The 18,187-nt window shown below is 28.7% G+C and carries 9 protein-coding genes; 4 read left to right on the forward strand and 5 right to left on the reverse strand.

The genetic code is table 11. The features are described from left to right. The first annotated feature begins 403 nt into the window (after window positions 1-403). Window positions 404-574, forward strand: a complete 171-nt coding sequence (locus ACRC03_RS06280; RefSeq protein WP_438651701.1) for a hypothetical protein — start codon at window positions 404-406, stop codon at window positions 572-574. A gap of 241 nt (window positions 575-815) precedes the next feature. On the opposite strand, the gene ACRC03_RS06285 is transcribed toward ACRC03_RS06280, so the two are convergent. The 5 genes from ACRC03_RS06285 to ACRC03_RS06305 all read right to left on the reverse strand — a co-directional run bounded on the left by ACRC03_RS06285 (window position 816) and on the right by ACRC03_RS06305 (window position 7,837). Next, window positions 816-4,118: a hypothetical protein gene (locus tag ACRC03_RS06285; protein ID WP_438651702.1), complete on the reverse strand. Its 3,303-nt coding sequence runs from the start codon at window positions 4,116-4,118 to the stop codon at window positions 816-818. Window positions 4,119-4,531: 413 nt separating this feature from the next. Next, window positions 4,532-4,939, reverse strand: coding sequence for a hypothetical protein (locus ACRC03_RS06290; protein WP_438651703.1), 408 nt, complete (start codon window positions 4,937-4,939; stop codon window positions 4,532-4,534). A gap of 153 nt (window positions 4,940-5,092) precedes the next feature. Beyond that, complete coding sequence (locus ACRC03_RS06295; protein ID WP_438651704.1) at window positions 5,093-5,533, reverse strand: hypothetical protein; 441 nt, start codon at window positions 5,531-5,533, stop codon at window positions 5,093-5,095. Window positions 5,534-5,536: 3 nt separating this feature from the next. Continuing rightward, a complete protein-coding gene (locus tag ACRC03_RS06300; protein WP_438651705.1) occupies window positions 5,537-6,892 on the reverse strand; it encodes a TolB family protein in 1,356 nt (451 codons plus the stop codon). 387 nt (window positions 6,893-7,279) lie between these two features. Beyond that, complete coding sequence (locus tag ACRC03_RS06305) at window positions 7,280-7,837, reverse strand: hypothetical protein (RefSeq protein ID WP_438651706.1); 558 nt, start codon at window positions 7,835-7,837, stop codon at window positions 7,280-7,282. 152 nt (window positions 7,838-7,989) lie between these two features. Here ACRC03_RS06305 and ACRC03_RS06310 point away from each other — a divergent pair, with 152 nt between their 5' ends. The 3 genes from ACRC03_RS06310 (at window position 7,990) to ACRC03_RS06320 (ending at window position 18,109) form a co-directional block, all read left to right on the forward strand. Next, the gene (locus ACRC03_RS06310) at window positions 7,990-10,809 is read left to right on the forward strand and encodes a hypothetical protein (protein ID WP_438651707.1); all 2,820 of its coding nucleotides are present in this window, start codon (window positions 7,990-7,992) and stop codon (window positions 10,807-10,809) included. 123 nt (window positions 10,810-10,932) lie between these two features. Then, complete coding sequence (locus tag ACRC03_RS06315; protein WP_438651708.1) at window positions 10,933-11,340, forward strand: hypothetical protein; 408 nt, start codon at window positions 10,933-10,935, stop codon at window positions 11,338-11,340. A gap of 250 nt (window positions 11,341-11,590) precedes the next feature. Next, complete coding sequence (locus ACRC03_RS06320) at window positions 11,591-18,109, forward strand: hypothetical protein (RefSeq protein WP_438651709.1); 6,519 nt, start codon at window positions 11,591-11,593, stop codon at window positions 18,107-18,109. Window positions 18,110-18,187: the final 78 nt, after the last annotated feature.

Raw genomic sequence — 18,187 nt, forward strand, 5'->3', positions numbered from 1 at the left:
GTCTCTTTAGCTATTCTATTTATTTCATCAATGTCAAATACATCTTTCATATTCTTAATTAAATGTTTAATTCTTTTATGCATAAATTTAAGTCCTACTTTCTATTATGATTAAAAATTATATCATAACTGAAAAATAGGACTTCTTAGGTTGACGGCCATGGACGGTACCCCCATTACAAATCCATTCAATTCCTCTATCAAGAATTTTATTCCCAGAACTTTGTTTTATTAATCCTTTATGAACGTCTTTTGAAAAGATATTATTCCATTCATTTATACACTGTTCATATTTACTATTCACATTTTCCACCCCTTAAATTTACAATTAATAAATTTCTATTTATCTATAATGCTATACCTTATTTATAAATGCATCAACTATAATTTAATGGATATATTCATTGGTATTACTAAACTTCAACAAACTTTGGTGCTATTTTGCAGAAAAAACGCAGGTTGGCCTACAAGTAGATGGCAACCCAATAGGTGTAACTCCTACCAGTATAAATGTTGGAACTGTACCTGCTGGTGGAACTTCTGTTGTAACTTTCAAAGTTAAAATTAATTGTTAGGACTTTAATATACTTAAATCTCTAGAAAATATATTAGATATTTTTTATATAAGTCCCCAAAATTTTTTTCAAAGTATTTATATTTTAGTGTATGTAAATTAAATGCTTACAAATTATCCCCCCCTCAACTTTTAATACCTGAGTGTTGATGTGGGGGCTAATACTTTTTAGGTGTTTATATACTCAAATGTAAACATTTATATTTAGGTAAACATATTTGTATTATACTTAATATTACATTTTAACAATCCACAATAACCTTAAAACTGATAGTAGAACTAGTACCTGAACTAATAGTTCCTACATTTATACTTGATGGAGTGCCTGCAATAGTAGTTCCATTTACAGTTAAAGAGTTCGCTATAAAACTAGTACCATTTGGTACGGTATCGTGAACAATTACATTTAATGCAGCAGTATTACCTGCATTAGGAATAGAAATTGTATAAGTTATAATATCACCACACGTAGCAATACTCTTGTCTACATATTTTTCTAAAGGATTTAAATCAATATAATTAACTTGGGTATTTACAACATTGGAAAATGTATTATCACTATTATATAAATTAATTATTGGATCAACTAAATAATCATACCTTATAGTTGCCTCATTAGGAACAGGATTTGGAAATGGTATCAAATCTACTTTTACCTTGAATGTTACTGTATTAATAGTTCCTGTTGCTATAGTTCCTAAATTTACACCATTAGGAGGATTTGGATTTTGAGTTCCTAAATTTATCCCATTGAAGATAAATGAATTTAGAACAATTGATGTATCTCTTGGTACTGTATCTACAAATACAACATTGACAGCACTTGTATTTCCACTACACATAAATGATACAGTATATGTTAAAGTATCTCCAACTGTTGCAAAATCTTTATCTACTTTTTTTACAGCATCTGATATTTTAGCATAATTTATATTGGTATAGTCTTCAGTTGTAACTTGACTATTTCTTCCTGGAGGTATAGTAGTACTATATATAACAGTAGCTTTATTTGTGATAGGATTAGGGCTTGGTATTGTATCTACAGTTACCTTAAATGTTATTGTAGTTCTTTGATCATTTGCAAGTGTTCCTACATTTATTCCATTTGGCGGCGTTACTGTTGCATCTGGTATAGTTATTCCATCTACGGTTACGGAGTTTAATACAAATGTTGTGTCATTAGGAAGTGTATCAACAACAACTATATTAGTTTGCTCTAATCCGGATACATTATGCCAACTGATTATATAAGTTAAAGTATCTCCAACTGTTGCATAATCTAAATTTACTATTTTAAATGCATCGCTTGGTGGATAAGTAAAAGTATGAGCTATATTTGAATACTTTACTTCATGATCAAGATTAGGACTACTTGGATCAACAATATGATCGTACTGTACTACACCTATATTTAGTATATTAGGATCTGGGCTAGGTACCGTAGTTATAACTACTTTAAATGTTAAAGTAGTACTTTGATTTACGCCTAAATCAGGGAGTGTTACTCCTCCAGATGGAAGTTCTAGTGTTGCACCAGGTATAGTGACTCCATCTATCGTTATTGAATTTGCAATAAATGTTGTAGCTGTTGGTGTTGTATCTGTAAAAAATAAGTTCGTTCCACTTACATTTCCTGTATTTGTAAAACCAATCGTATAAGTTAAAGTCTCTCCAACAAATGATAACTCTTTATCTACTAATTTTACGGGTATTATATCAGCGTGATTAATTTGAGTACTTACAGTATTTGTATTTTGAGGTGGTAAATTTGGAATAGCAACTGATCCAGTATTTAATATAAACATTGGTATATCATCAATTTCCATAACTTCAACTTTCCATGTTATGGTTACAGTCTGTCCTGGATTTATAGTTGTTAGCGTTATACCATCTGCAATAGTTGTTCCAGTATAAGCAGTGCTTACACTTAAAGAGCCTGGTTCAAATTCAGTGCCATTAGGTGTAGGATCAGTAAACACGACATTTGTTGCAACAATAGTGCTAGTATTTACTATTGTTACAGTGTAAGTTAAAAGTTCATCTTTGCTAGAAAACAATCTATCAACGCTTTTTATAGCACTTAAAGTAGGAGGTGTATATGATGAAACTGATGCTGTAATGCACTGATCAAATGAATAAGTTTCATCAAAATTATCTCCAAATGATGATGAGAAGTCTGCAAGTTTAACACTTCCTGCAACTACTGGAATATAACCAGCTGTAAAAGTTAATGCTACTCCAGACGCTAAATTTCCAAGTGCTCCACTACTCCAAGTTATAGTTTGCCCAACTACACTTGTAGGTGCAATTGTTGCATCATTATTATAAGTCATACCTGCTGGTAAAACTACTGTAAAATTCGCATTAGTAGCTGTACTTGCTCCTTTATTTATAATCGAGAATGTTATAGTATTTATAATATTTTGTATTAATACAGATGGTGTAAATTCAAGGTACATTAAAGATTTTGATATGGAAAAAAATATTGAATCTAATATAAATCTATAATATAAGTTCTCCATATTACTTGTATACGGTAGTTTTGGGCTATAATTATGCCCACCTTCATATACAACTTTACCTGCTCCTGTTCCATTTTTATATGGTCCAACCATCATAAAGTCGTATTGTTTTCCATCCTCTGTGAAGTGTGCAATAATTTGAGTTTGTGAATTATATACAAGCCCAGGAGTCAAGTGATACGTACTTTCATAACTTCCACCCGGTAATCCTTGTACTTGAGTAGTTGAAACTGATTGCGCTACTGGAAAATCTGGAACATCAACTACAAAAGAACCATCATCTCCTTTATTATTGTCCGTTCCTGGAAAACCTGTCTGAGTTAAAAATGGACCTACCGTATTTTCTAGTGATTCTACAGACTCACAAGTTGCATGTAAATATCCACCGAGTCTTAAATACTCATTTAGTTCGAATTCAAGTGCAGGTAAATCCCAGTTACCTTCCCCTGTATGAGGTGAAAGGAAAATATCATACCCTATGTTCCTACAAGTAGCTAAACTATATCCAAAAAATGCTCCGTTAGCTATATCTATTTCACTAAGAACATCAGGTGAACTACTAACCCATGAGTTACCATTAGAGTCTGGTATACCTGCAATATTTAAATAGTTTCTCATTATACCATTATTATTTTCTTCAATTGCAATTCTTGGAGCACTTGTCATAGTTGCTGCAATATTAGCTTGAAATTGAGCCGTAGCACGATGAACTTTAACATTTGGATTAAGAACTTGCCAAGCTGTTATAATTGGTGCGGCGGCTGATTCAAATGCTGAGTCTATAATAAATGGTCCACCTGTGTAATTATGATTTAAAATAGGTGTACTAGTTTGAAAATCTTGAGCAGATGCTACAAAGTCAGTACCACCAAAGGCCTTTCCAGGCTGAATAGCCCATTTAACTGGAATTCCATTTAAAAGTAATTTGTATACTAATCCATAAGCTTTAAACATTCCATTATTTTGATATAATACATCCATAGGAATTATTAATGTATTTGATTGAAATATTTCTAGAGCCATAATTCATTCCTCCTTATTCGTTATCAGATATTTACTTAGTTGAGTTTTTAACCTCTCCAATTTATTATGTCATTATTTTATTTAACTTTTGATTTAATTTTTTTATAATGAACATGGTGAGGTGTTATATAATATGAATTTTTATGCTACGCAGGTTACAATCTTTTATTATTTTAAAGTTATAAATTCTTACTATTTCATTTTTTTCTCCAATAATTTTTCTAACCTTTCACTATATCGTGATTTTGAAAATTAAATGTGTTAATTCCATATCACTAATTTAGTCACTGTAAATAATTTGTAATAATACATGTATATATTATTATATTTACGTTTTTAATTTTACATACATATTTGTAAATATAAAGATACCGAGGGAACATTTTATATTATAAAATGCTCCCTCGGTATCTTTATATTATTAATGCGTTTGATGTTAATACATAAAAAATTATCTTATTATTCTGTATTTCATTAATACCAAAATCTAATATCTCACTATCTATATTAATATTTTTATTTATCAATTTTTTATCTATTGCTATACTTATTAATTTATCTAAATCCATTATTTGATAGTTTAGTATATTTTGGGTACATATATAATCTACTCTGATTTTTATACTCAAATGACAAGTCACATAATATTTATTATTAACTTTAGAATCATCATGAAATATGCACTCAGACTTAACAGATATTTTTGTTATTTGATTTATATTTTTATTTAATAAAATTTCATCATCTATCATGTCTACACAAAATGCTCTAGACAACAAATTGTATTCATTTGATATACCTAAAAAATTTATACTTTCCATACCTAACTCCCTCTCTACTACTTCTCCCATTAGCTAGTTAAAGGCAAAAATTTACATATTAGTAATTTTAAATGTTTACAAATTTGTTTTTGTTTACGTTTATATTTTATATTAAACTCCTAAACTTGTTGCAAATAAATAATCTTATACTTTTTAATTTATACATATAGCTATATTTGCACAATAAAATATTTCATTAGAATTAACTATAGTTGCAAATAAATTTGTAGCTAAAATACTCAAATCCAAATAACTATCATCGTAATCTTTTAAAGATGTGTAAAATGTTTTATACACTACATGATTTAATACATTTAAAGTTCCAAAATTTTCACTATCTCCATATTCAAAGTAAATACTAAACTTACATTGAAAAATTATTATATTAAAATGAAACTCTTCTCCCTCATAATTTACTTCTTCAAATGCATCTATAACTTTATGATTTATTATTTCTTTGTGTATAGATGCTCCACTCAAACTTTTTGCATAACCTTCAATTTTTGCATGTCCTTCTATTTTTTCACTTATGCTATGTTTAAATTCATAATCTCCTAGGGAATCTATTCCGCTAAATTCAATTAAATCATTCATAAATTACCCCCTAAGAGTTATCTTATTTATTGAGCTTGGTGTATTTAAAAGCATTTCTGTTTCTAAATTTTTATTAATTTTTTGTATGTATCCAAACTTATTATCTTTACTACATATATAGATGTTACTTGAATCAACGTCTATATCAAAGTCTTGTATAATAAAATTATTATCAGAGATTCTTTCTATATCAAAGTATATCAAATCATATTTTATAAGCTTTGATATATTATTTTCTTTGTAAAAAATCAAAATTTCTTTTTTATTTGTACTATCTTTTATAAATTTAACGTTTATTATATCATCAAAATCAAAATCTAAGTTTATCGGATTTAAGAAATTCGTATCTACATCCAATGTGTAAAGTTGTATTTTATCATTTCTACTTATCTTAATTATAATACTATCGCCACTATAACTAACAAAATAGTCTAATACATTTTCATACTCAAATATAGATGCAATACTATTGTTTTTATCCATCGAATATAACATTAGTTTTTCTTCTTTAAATGCCAAAAAATATAATATTTTTTTATTGTGGTCATAGTAAGGGTTTGTATTTTTTGTGCTTATTTTATCGCTTGTAAGTTTTTTAGTTCTTTTATTAGCTAAATTAAACTCATATATTTGCTCTTGATCTTCAGTTTTATTTGTAAAAATAATGTTATTCTTATCAATAAGGAAGTTAGTTATATTATCAAAATCAATAAGTTTATCAGGCTGTTTTGTATCTTCACTTATATAATATAAATTTGTATTATCATTGTTTTTTCCTAAGAAAAGTAAATCCGATGAATTAGGTTTAAACTTTATATTTAGTAGCTCTATATTATTGAAGAAAGTTCTTTGAGTTAATCCCTTACCGTTACTGTATGACATAAATATATTTTCACCAAATCCATTGTCTATAGTAAATGCTATATAGTGAGATGCATTTATTTTAACATCTATTCCTAAATAATAAGATATTAAAATATTGTTATTAACTACTTTTACATCTAAGTTTTCTATGAAAATTTCATTTAATAATTTTTTATTCATATACATACTATAAGAACTATAACCTTCTATTTTATTTGGTAGATTTATACTTTCTAAATTCAGAAAATTATCTTCGAATACATATAATGTATTCGATTCATCTATTGAGTAGATAATTTTAATAGAAATGTTTAATAATAAATACAAACTTGATGAATTTTTATCAAAATTCATATTTTTTATTGTACAATGTATTATTGCTGATGAGATAGTACCTATTTCCTTGTCTTCTAAATCTATTCTTTTAAACTCTTTTATAGTGGTACTAAATTCTGATAAGTTCTTTTTCGATTTAACTAATCCAACTTTTTGCATAATCATCACCTATAATTTAATCTTAGTTATAACTCAGTTTATATAATAAAAGTACAATTTTTTTCTATGAATTCAATTATAACTATCTCTCTATGATTAATTTTATTATATTATAATCAACTATAATACATAATTTATTAAATATATATATTATCGCATCCAGATCTAATTTAATGCTCCTTATCCGTAACAACCATCAGTATTTAGATACATTGAGAAGTCAGTTTCTGTTTTTTTATAACGTATGTATATTTCAATACATAACATGTAGGGAAAGTGAGTATTTAGCATCCCTTTCCCTACATTAAGTTTGAATTTTTGTCATTTCTATCTATTAAATTAAATATAATTTAATAAATGCTCTACTTACTTGTTTTATTAATAAATTTAGCGTCTAGGTCTTCTATTTGTTTTTTCATTGTAACATTCCGAATTATTATCACAACATTGTCCGCCTAATCCGACTTCACCTGGTTTAGCTATTATTGGATCATATTCTCTGCACGGATCAAATGGATATCCATCGCAAGGATCACAAGGGTTGCAGTTTCCATTAGCATAAGGTATTACTCTTTCTGGTCCATAAGCAGCTTTACTTACTAATACTTTGTAACAAGGTGTTTCTCCGTCTTCATCACAAGAACATAGTTCAAATTGATAGAACCCATCACAATCACTTATAGTATGAGCTACACCTTGATAATACATACAACTTCCATCACAAATAACTTTTAGTAATTTTACTAATGCATTTGATACGGGTTTCCCCTCACAATTAACTACTCTGCCCCACAATCTAACTGATTTAAATTCAGATACAACTATATCAGCTCTTATTTCACTTTCGCAATAATTAACATCAACATCAAGAGAATTTCCGCTTGCTATACTAAGTCCTGAAGAACAATTACATTTACAATTATTTTGTTTTGTATTTTTTGACACAATAACGCCCTCCTTATATTCTATATATTCTATAGACAATTTAGTTGCCATACTATAATATATGATTATTTATAAAATTGTGCTTTTATTAATAATATATTTTTTTTTTCATATTAATAATAAAGAAAAGTATTTTTAAGTAGGTGATATTAGTGAAAAATAAAGCAACACATGTTGACATCCATGAAAATTTAAATTTAGAATTTACTTATGAAATAGATAATACGGACGTCTTTAATGGCGATATCTTAACTCATACAATAAAAATTAATAATACTACCCATTCTACAATGGCAAATTTAATACTCAAAAATAATAGAAATAACAATTTAAAATTTATAGAACATTCATTAACAGTAAATGATATTTTTAGAGTTGGCGAAAATCTAAGCGAAGATATTGTATTAGGGGAACTAGAACCTGATGAAAGTTTAAATATTACTTATAAAACAAAAGTTACTACTTTATCTGATAATACTGATTTATATCAAGTTCTACTCTATAGTAATGTAAATCAACATTTTATAATTAATAGTAATAAAGTAAGTTTTAAAATGTCTTATCTAAATGAGGTTGAAAAAAATATGATTGAAGCAAAAATAGGAAATAATAATTTCAAAAGAAAACTAAGTAAGGTAACTGCTCAAATAGGAGATGTAGTAACTTCAAGTCTTCTAATTGAAAATACAGGTCGTGTTGAATGTAAACATTTGAAGATTTATGAACCTATAAATAATTCACTAGAATTTGTTGAAGGAAGTTTACTTATAAACAACGAAAACGTTTACAATGCTGATATATTTAAAGGTGTATCTATATATAAAGTAAGTCCTAATGAAGTTATAAATGTATCATATGAGCTTAAAATAATAGATATTTCAAAACCTAACCCTATAGATAGTAGAGTTAGTTTAGATTATAGTTTCTTGAATAAAGATATATATGAACCTAAAACTATATACAGTACAAAATGTAAGCTTTATATAAATAATCCTAGCCTTTATATAAAAGATAATAACTTATTTATAAAAGACAATATAAATTATAAATACTGCTATAGCGGAGATTATATTTTTTTCAACTTAAGTTTTGAGAATAAAGGAAATGTAGGTCTTGAAAATATATATTTAAACTTTAATTTTCCACCAGATTTAGTGTTAGATAGAAATACACTTAAAATAAATAATGCTCTATACAGTGAAAAGTTACAAAACTTTATAAAGTTGCCTAATTTAAACATATCTCAAATTGTAAATGTAGAATTTTATGCAAAGCATTCATTTATAGAAAAATATAACTTAGATGTGTCTTTTGCCTTAGATTATACATTTAGAGATATACAAAATCAATCCCCTTGCAAAAAAAGTAACATTTTTAATGAAAGTATTGTAATTGTAAATCCTAATTTAGAGGTAAATAAATTTATTTCGGACAAAGATATTGAAATAGATAGAGAATTCACTAAAAATATAAACATAAAAAATACTGGCAATATAGCTTTAAGGGATGTCCACTTATTTTTAAATGAAAGTGAATTCTTGAAAAGATGTAGCAATACTATTTTTATAAATGGAACTTACAAAGAAAATAATAAATCAATATCAATAGATGTAATTGATATTAATGAAACTGTAAATATAGCTATTAGGTATAAAGTGGATACTTTACCTCTGCATGAAACTATTTTACCCGAAAGCGAAGTAGTTGCAAGATATAGTATTCTTGATGGATACCCTCCAGTTGAAATAATAAAAAAATCTAATAAGTTAAGTTTAAACATAAAAAATTACTCCTTAGATATTACTGGGAAATGTAGTTCTAATACTTTGATGCTAGATAGCAAAACTAATTATATATTCAATATAGTAAATACAGGAAATATAAAATGTAGTGATATAAAATTAAGTTTAAATCTACCAGAATGTATTCAATACGTTGAAAATAGCCTTTATGTTAATGGTAAACAAATAGATATAAGTAATTCATCTGATTTAATAAATATAGGAGCTTTAAACTCAAACGAATCTATAATTGTTAGTTTTAGTTTTTATGTATCTAATTTCCCCTACAAAAAACAAGTTAAAATTAATGGTATTTTATATGGTCAATACTCAAGTCATGAAAGTGTTATAAATAAGAGCTTTATAAGTAATGAAACAATTTTAAATGTAGAAAATATATCTCTTGATATAGTAAAAACAGCATCCTCTGACTACTTACAAAATGGTGATATTGTAAAAATACAAACTATACTAAACAATACTGGAAGTGTAGATTTAAAATTATTATATTTTAAAGATAACATTGAAACTAACTTATCTTTTGTAGATAATTCTGTTTATATAGATGGTGAAAACATAGAAAATACAAGTCCTCTAGATGGCATAGCTTTAAATGATTTAGATGCTGGCCAAAATATATTACTGAGCTATGAATATGAATATATTCAAAAATCTTCTGGTACTAAAATAATGAATTTTAGTGATATATTTTACTCCTACTCACTTGATGATACTAACTTAAAAAATATTAACATGAAAAGTAATATTTTATACTTTGAGGGTGCATTATCAACATTCAAACAGTTTAGTATAGAAAATGAATATATACTAAAAGACTTTGAGCCAAGTATTTCAGATATTGCAAGTGTTACTTCTAATGCAAAAATTGAGCATTATTATGATATAGATAGTATAAAAAATAAATCAGTTGATAATTTCTCCTCAACTGGCAAAAAAGTCATTGTAAATGGATTTGTAATAAATAGGGTTGAGTATTTATCAAATAATGAAAATCCATCAGTTTATGTACTAGAAAGAACTGATCCTTTTACTATTTTTATAAATCTACCAAGTGACTGTAATAGCGAAGATGTGGTTTTTAAAGCTAATTGTGATAATATCTTTTATAAAACAACCAGTCAAAGAGGAGTATTTGTATCAAGCTTAATTTCTATAGAGGGTGTACTATAATACAACTTAATTCTTTATTTGTAAATTGATCTTTAAATAAAATAGTAACTATAATTCTCCAAAAACATATATTAAATAGTAAGATGATTAAATCTTAATATCTAAAAGAGAGGTTATTTAGCTATGGGTAACTGTTATGAAGGTAATTCAAAAAATTGTTCTCATTCTGATTGCCAGGCAGAAAACATAGGAAATTGCGATAAGTATAAAGCGAAATCTGATGAATTGTCTGAAAAAGGATATTGCCTTCAAGAAGAGGCTAATAAATTCATATGTGAGTCAAAAAAATTAGAAGAACATGCAAGAGAATTAGAATGTAAAGCGAATTGTTTCTGTAACGAAGCCAAGGAATATTGGGATAAAGCTTATAAAATAGAAGCAGAATCTAATCGTTTATTAGATCTTGCTAATTTCTATTCTCAAAAAGCATCAGAATGCTACAAAAATACAAGGAACTCATGTGAATGTAGATCTAATTGCGGCAGTGATTGTTGCACTCCTAACTGTTCTTGTCAAAGTAAGAATTGCTAAAATTTCTATAAGTTATTGTAAAAATAGTTAAGATGAATTGTCAAAGACAAATCATCTTAACTATTTTTATTTGTATATTTTTTATAGTTAACGTGCATTTTTTTCTTTTGGGGCATATTGTAAAATAAGAAATATTAACCAATTAAATTGAGTTTTTATATTCTTTAAAACCTTTACTAAATATTATTAATCTAGACAATATGTATTATTTTTTAAAACACCTATAATTTGAAAAGAAAGGAATGATTTTATGGCAACAATTAAGTTCGCAAATCCATCAACTGGACCACTTGCAAGTGCAATCGGATGGATAGATTTCGGAACGTTAGTATTAGGTCCAGGAAATTTAGTTCCTGGAGTTAGCGCATCCTTTCCAGATGGATCAACTATAACATTTGATTTGAGTAATACTGCAGTTGTTTCGGGAGGAGAAACTTTTAAGGCTTCTATACCACCAGTATATGGTGGGGCTGCTTTTGGAAATACTGGATACTTGGGTATAAATGGAAATGTTGTTTTATATTCAGTAAACATTACTCTACCATCAGCTACATCATTGATAACTCTTAGCAATATATCCGTTAGAGATCCACTTGGGAATGCAATAACAAATTATTCAATAGTTGCAGCTGATGGAGAAAGTACTGACCAAGAACAGATAGTATTTAAAACAAATTTACCTATCTGGCGCTCATTAATAAACTTACCTCCTGTTACACCACCTCCACTTGGTCCTAGTATTTCTGGTATAGGATCTAGTACAGTTACAATATCAGCATCAGGTCCTATAGGTCAAGTTCAAGGCCCAGTAATAATATCTAACTCACCTACTCAAGTTTCAGCATTAGTCTCTGTTTTACAAGGTCAGTTAGAAGGAGTCGCATTTGGTATAGTCTTAACTAAGGTAACTTTAATTAAAGATATCACTAAAAGGATATTTTCAAGTGATCAATTTAATTTAAATATAACAGGTATTCCAAGTACTATAAATACTACAACAGGAAGTACAACAGGCCCTCAAACATCAACAGAGGCCATAGTATACGATGTACCTCCAGGGAATGCTTATAGTTTTGATGAGGCAATGGCTTCAGGAAGTTTTGGTTTATTGAGTCAATACACTCAAATAGTTAGTGCAACAAATGTATCAGGTGGAACAGACGTATCAGGCATAAATACTTTGGGTCAAAGCGCTACTACTACAATAGGGGACAATATAATCGTAACTATAAGAAATACTCCACATCCTGTAAGCACAAAAAAAATTGTCGATAAAAGCTATGCAGGCATAAATGATATATTAACCTATACAATAGCATTGGTAAATGCATCTATGAATACAGCTATTAATATTAATATTATAGACACAATACCAAATGGAACATCAATTGTAGCAGGAAGTTTAACTATTGATGGGGTAACCATTCCTGGGTCACCAGCTCCTCCATCTGGAATAACTCTAGCTACTCTTGTACCAGATCAATTAAGCACAATAAGTTTTAAAGTTTTAGTAAACACTGTACCTTCACCTAATTTAGTACAAAATAGCTCGACTACAAACTATTCATTCTCTATAACTACTATTCCAGGTGGGTCATTCAACTCAAATATAGTTACTACAACAATTAATTCGGCTAATTTAAGTAGTATAAAAGCTGTAGATAAAAGTGTAGTAAGCGTTGGAGATACGTTAAATTATACTGTAACAATAACAAATACAGGTACAACAACTGCAATTAATGTAGTATTTAAGGATACAATACCAAATAATACTACATTTGTACAAAATTCATTAATGATAAATTCAGTTGCACAGCCAGGAGCAAATCCTTCTCCTCCAGGATATAATATAACATCAATACCAGTTGGAACTACTACTATAACATTCCAAGTAACAGTAGATACTGTACCAAGCCCTAATCCTATTCCAAACTCTGCTAATATAATATATGATTATATAGTAGATCCTTCAATTGGCAATACGAATAGTGGAAGTACAAATAGTAATATAGTAAATACAAAAGTTAATTATGCTGATATTAAAAATCCTATAAAGAGTGTAGATATATCTTCTGCTGATATAGGTAATATATTAAATTATTTTATAGTCTTAAGAAACACAGGAAATACTACTGCAAATAATGTAGCCTTTATAGATACAATACCAAATGGAACATCATTTGTAGTAAATAGTGTTTTAGTAAATGGAACAACTATAGCAGGGGCATCACCAATTCCACCAACAGGAGTAAGTGTAGGTGATATAGGGCCATCACAAATATCAACAGTAAGATTCAAAGTAATAGTAAACACAATACCTTCGCCAAATCCTATTTTAAATAATGGAACTGCCACATATCAATATATACTAGATCCTACAATAGGTTCGACCGCTAGGGGAAGTGGTGTTACTAATACGGTAAGTACTTTTGTAAATAATGCAAATTTAAATACTATAAAAAGCGTAAACAAAGAATTTGCAATGGTTGGAGATACACTGATTTACACTATTGGTATAACAAATACAGGTAATACTAGTGCTAACAATATAATTTTTACAGATACTATACCAACAAATACAACTCTTGTTATAAATTCATTAACTGTAAATGGCACAACTATAGCAGGATCAAATCCATCTCCTCCAGCAGGAGTAAATATAGGTACAATACCTGGAGGAGGTACTTCTACAGTAACATTTAAAGTAACTGTAAATACAATACCAAGTCCAAATGCCATTTTGAACTCCTCAACTACACAATATAGTTATATAATAGATCCTACACTTGGAACTTCAACTACAGGTAGCTCTAATAGTAATACAGTAAATACTACAGTAAAGGATGTTGTTGTAAGTGCTATAAAATCAGTAAATGCCGCTAATGTACTTGTAGGAGATAATATAATTTACACTATAGTATTTAACAATACAGGTAATACAACAGCAAACAATCTTGTTTTTATAGATACAATACCAAATGGAACATCTTTTGTTTCAAATTCTTTACAAATAAATGGAATCCAACAAACAGGAGCTACTGTAGCACCACCTAACGGTGTATCACTACCTAATTTAGGAATAAATCAAACTTCTACTTTAACATTTAAAGTGACTGCAATCACAGTTCCTACTCCAAACCCTACTATAAATACAGGTACAACTAAGTTTGATTTCATAGTTGATCCAACATTAGGTACTACAGGTATTGGAGGAGGTAACACAAATTCAGTATCAACATTTATAAATGAAAATACAAATCTTATTAAATCAGTAGATAAAGGATATGCAACATTATCAGATACCTTAACTTATACACTATCATTGAAAAATACCTTAAGTATAGATCAAAATAACTTAGTATTTATAGATACAATACCAACTGGAACAACATTTGTACCAGATTCTATCAAGATAAATACAGTCCCTCAAATAGGCTCCACTATAGAACCTCCAAGTGGCTTGAGTTTAGGAACATTAGCAGCAGGTCAAAGTCTTACAGTAACATTTGATGTAATTGTAAGTACAATTCCAAGCCCTAATCCTATAGCTAATAATGCTACATCAACATTTAGCTATATAGTAGACCCTACACTTGGAACTAGTTTTACAAGTGGTAATATTTCTAATACTGTAACTACTACAATTAATATTGCTAAAATTTCAAATCTAAACAAGCAAGTTGATAAAAGTTTTACAACAATTGGAGACACTTTAACTTACACAATATCATTCAATAATACAGGTACTACTACAGCTTTAAATCTTATTTTTAAAGATACAATACCAACTGGAACAACTTATGTACCAAATTCATTCACTATAAATAGCGCTACTCAACCAGGTCAAAGCCCAGAATACCCTACAGGTGTAAATATAGGTAATATACCAGTTGGCTCAATAACAACTTTAGGCTTCCAAGTTAAAGTATCTACTATTTCTCTTGGAAATATTATAATTAACGGTGGAACAGTATTGTATGATTATATTGTAAATGACCAAACAGGGCAAAGAAATAGTTCAGGTGGCAACACTAATTTAGTATATACAACTACTAACTTTGCAGATCTTTCAAATCCTATAAAAAGTGTAGATAATAATTTTGCTGATATAGGAACAACTATAACTTATACTGTTGCCTTAACTAATTCAGGAAATCAAACTGCAGACAATGTTGCTTTCATAGATACAATACCAAATGGAACATCTTTCATTCCAGATAGTGTTACCGTAAATGGAATACCTCAAATTGGGTCATCGCCAATTCCTCCAACAGGAATAAGTGTAGGTTCTATAATGGGTAGCCAAACATCTATAATAACATTTGAGGTAATAGTAAATACAATACCATCACCTAATCCTATTCCAAATAAAGGAACTGCGACTTATGATTTTATAGTAGATCCTACATTAAGTATTAGTATTAGAAATAGTAATGTTACTAATGAAGTTGATACTTTAGTAAATCATGCGGATTTATTAAATACTAAGTCTGTAGATAAGAAATTTGCAAAATTAGGAGATGTAGTAAATTATAGCATTGGTATAGCAAATACAGGAAATACAACTGCTTATAATATAGTATTTACAGATACAATACCAACTGACACAACATTTGTTCTTAATTCATTAAAAATAAATGGAATAACTCAAACTGGTAAAAACCCATCACCTCCAACTGGAGTTAGTATAGGAACTATACCTGCTAAAAGTACTTCTACTGTAACTTTTGCAGTAGTAATAAGTACAGTTCCATCACCAAATCCTATTTCAAACTCATCTACAACAACATTTAGCTATACTGTAGACCCTGTACTTGGAATAGGCGTTAATTCAAGTGGAAATAGCAATATAGTAAGTACGACAATTAATAACGCTACTATAAAAGGTACAAAATCAGTAAATATGAGCGATGCTTTTGTCGGAGATGTTATAACTTACTCTATAGACCTTTTAAATTCAGGAAATGTAAGTACTAACAATATTTCATTTGTAGATACAATACCAAATGGAACTCAATTTGTTCAAAACAGTGTAGCTATAAATGGAGTTACAGTACCAGGAGCTACAGTTGCACCACCTGCTGGAGCAATTCTTCCAAACTTAAGTCCAGGAGGAAGTGTTAATATACAATTCAAAGTACTTGTAACAACAGTACCAACACCTAACCCTACTTTAAACACAGGAACTGCAAAATATAATTTCACTGTAGACCCAGTGCTAGGAATTAAAGTTAATGAAGCATTTAATACAAATACAGTACCAACATTTATAAGCCCTAACACAAAACCAGTTAAATCTGTCAACACTAAATATGCTACAGTTGGAGATACATTAACTTATACCTTAGTATGGAAAAATGTATTAAACACAGAGCAAACTGATTTAGTATTTATAGATACAATCCCTGATAGTACAACATTTATCCCAGGATCAATCACTGTAAATGGTTCACCTCAAATAGGAGCATCTATAAGTCCTCCAGATGGCTTGTATATAGGAACAGTAGGAAAAGGAGCAGTAGTTACTGTAACTTATGACGTTATTGTAGACACACTTCCTAATAATAATATTATTGATAATGATATGACAGTAATATTTAATTATGTTTCAAATAAAGAGCTCGGAACAATCTCAAGAAAAAGTGCTGTATCAAATGTGGTAGATACTAAAGTTAATTTAGCTAGAATAGAAAATCCAATTAAATCTGTAGATAAAGAAAGTGCAACAATAGGAGATGTATTAACTTATACAATAACTTTTGAAAATACAGGAAATACAAATGCAAATAATACTATATTTAAAGATACAATACCACAAGGAACAACATTTGTACCAAATTCATTTACATTAAATGGAGTAGTACAATATGGAAGAAATCCAGGAGATCCTGCAGGAGTTAATCTAGGTATTATATCTGCTGGAGCTATTACAACATTAACATTTAAAGTTGTAGTAGATAATGAGTTAAGTGTAAAAGATATTTATAATAGTGGAACTTTAGGCTATGACTATATAGTTAATCCAGAGAGTGGAAGAAGTAAAAGTAATACAGTAGATACAAATACTGTTCTAACAAAAATAATTGCAGCCATAATAAGTGGTAAAAAAACAGCTAGTTGTTGTACGGGATTTGTAGGAATGCAAATAAAATATACTATCGTTTTAGAGAATGTAGGAAATACTATAGCCTATAATGTTCATTTTGTAGATACAATACCAAATGGAACTGCCTTTGTACCAAACTCAGTAACCTTAAATAGTATGTCCTTCCCTGGAGCAACAGTATATCCTCCAACGGGAGTAACTATAGGAAATTTAGGTATAAATGAAGTTATAACTGTAGCATTCATGGTAAATGTTGAAACACTACCTTGCCCAAATCCAATTAGTAACTATGGAACAGTTAAGTTTAGTTATGATATAAATCAAGATACTGATGGTCAGATAAATAAATCATCAAATACAAATATAGCTCAAACTTATATAGACCCATGTAGTTACTTTACAAAAATGTATCAAGACTTATACGAACAGTCACAAATTTTAGATAAAGAGCACAATGAGCTTGTATGCAAAGCTAAGGAGTTAGAGGAACAAGCTAAAGAATTTGAAGAAAAAGCTAAAATAGAATGTTTCAAAGCTAAGGTAGCCTTAGAAAAAGGTAATAAGCTAAATGCACAGGCAAATTCGGCTCTAGAACTTGCAGCATTTTATTCTCAACAAGCATTAGAGTGTCGTAAAAATATTCATAACTTACGCAACAAATAATAGCTTAATTCTGTAAATAAATTTAAGTATCTAAGACCTAGAAATCATTAAATAAAATATGTTTTCTAGGTCTTTTAA

This window comes from Romboutsia sp., from assembly GCF_051659545.1.
Classification (GTDB): Bacteria; Bacillota; Clostridia; order Peptostreptococcales; family Peptostreptococcaceae; genus JBOFOR01.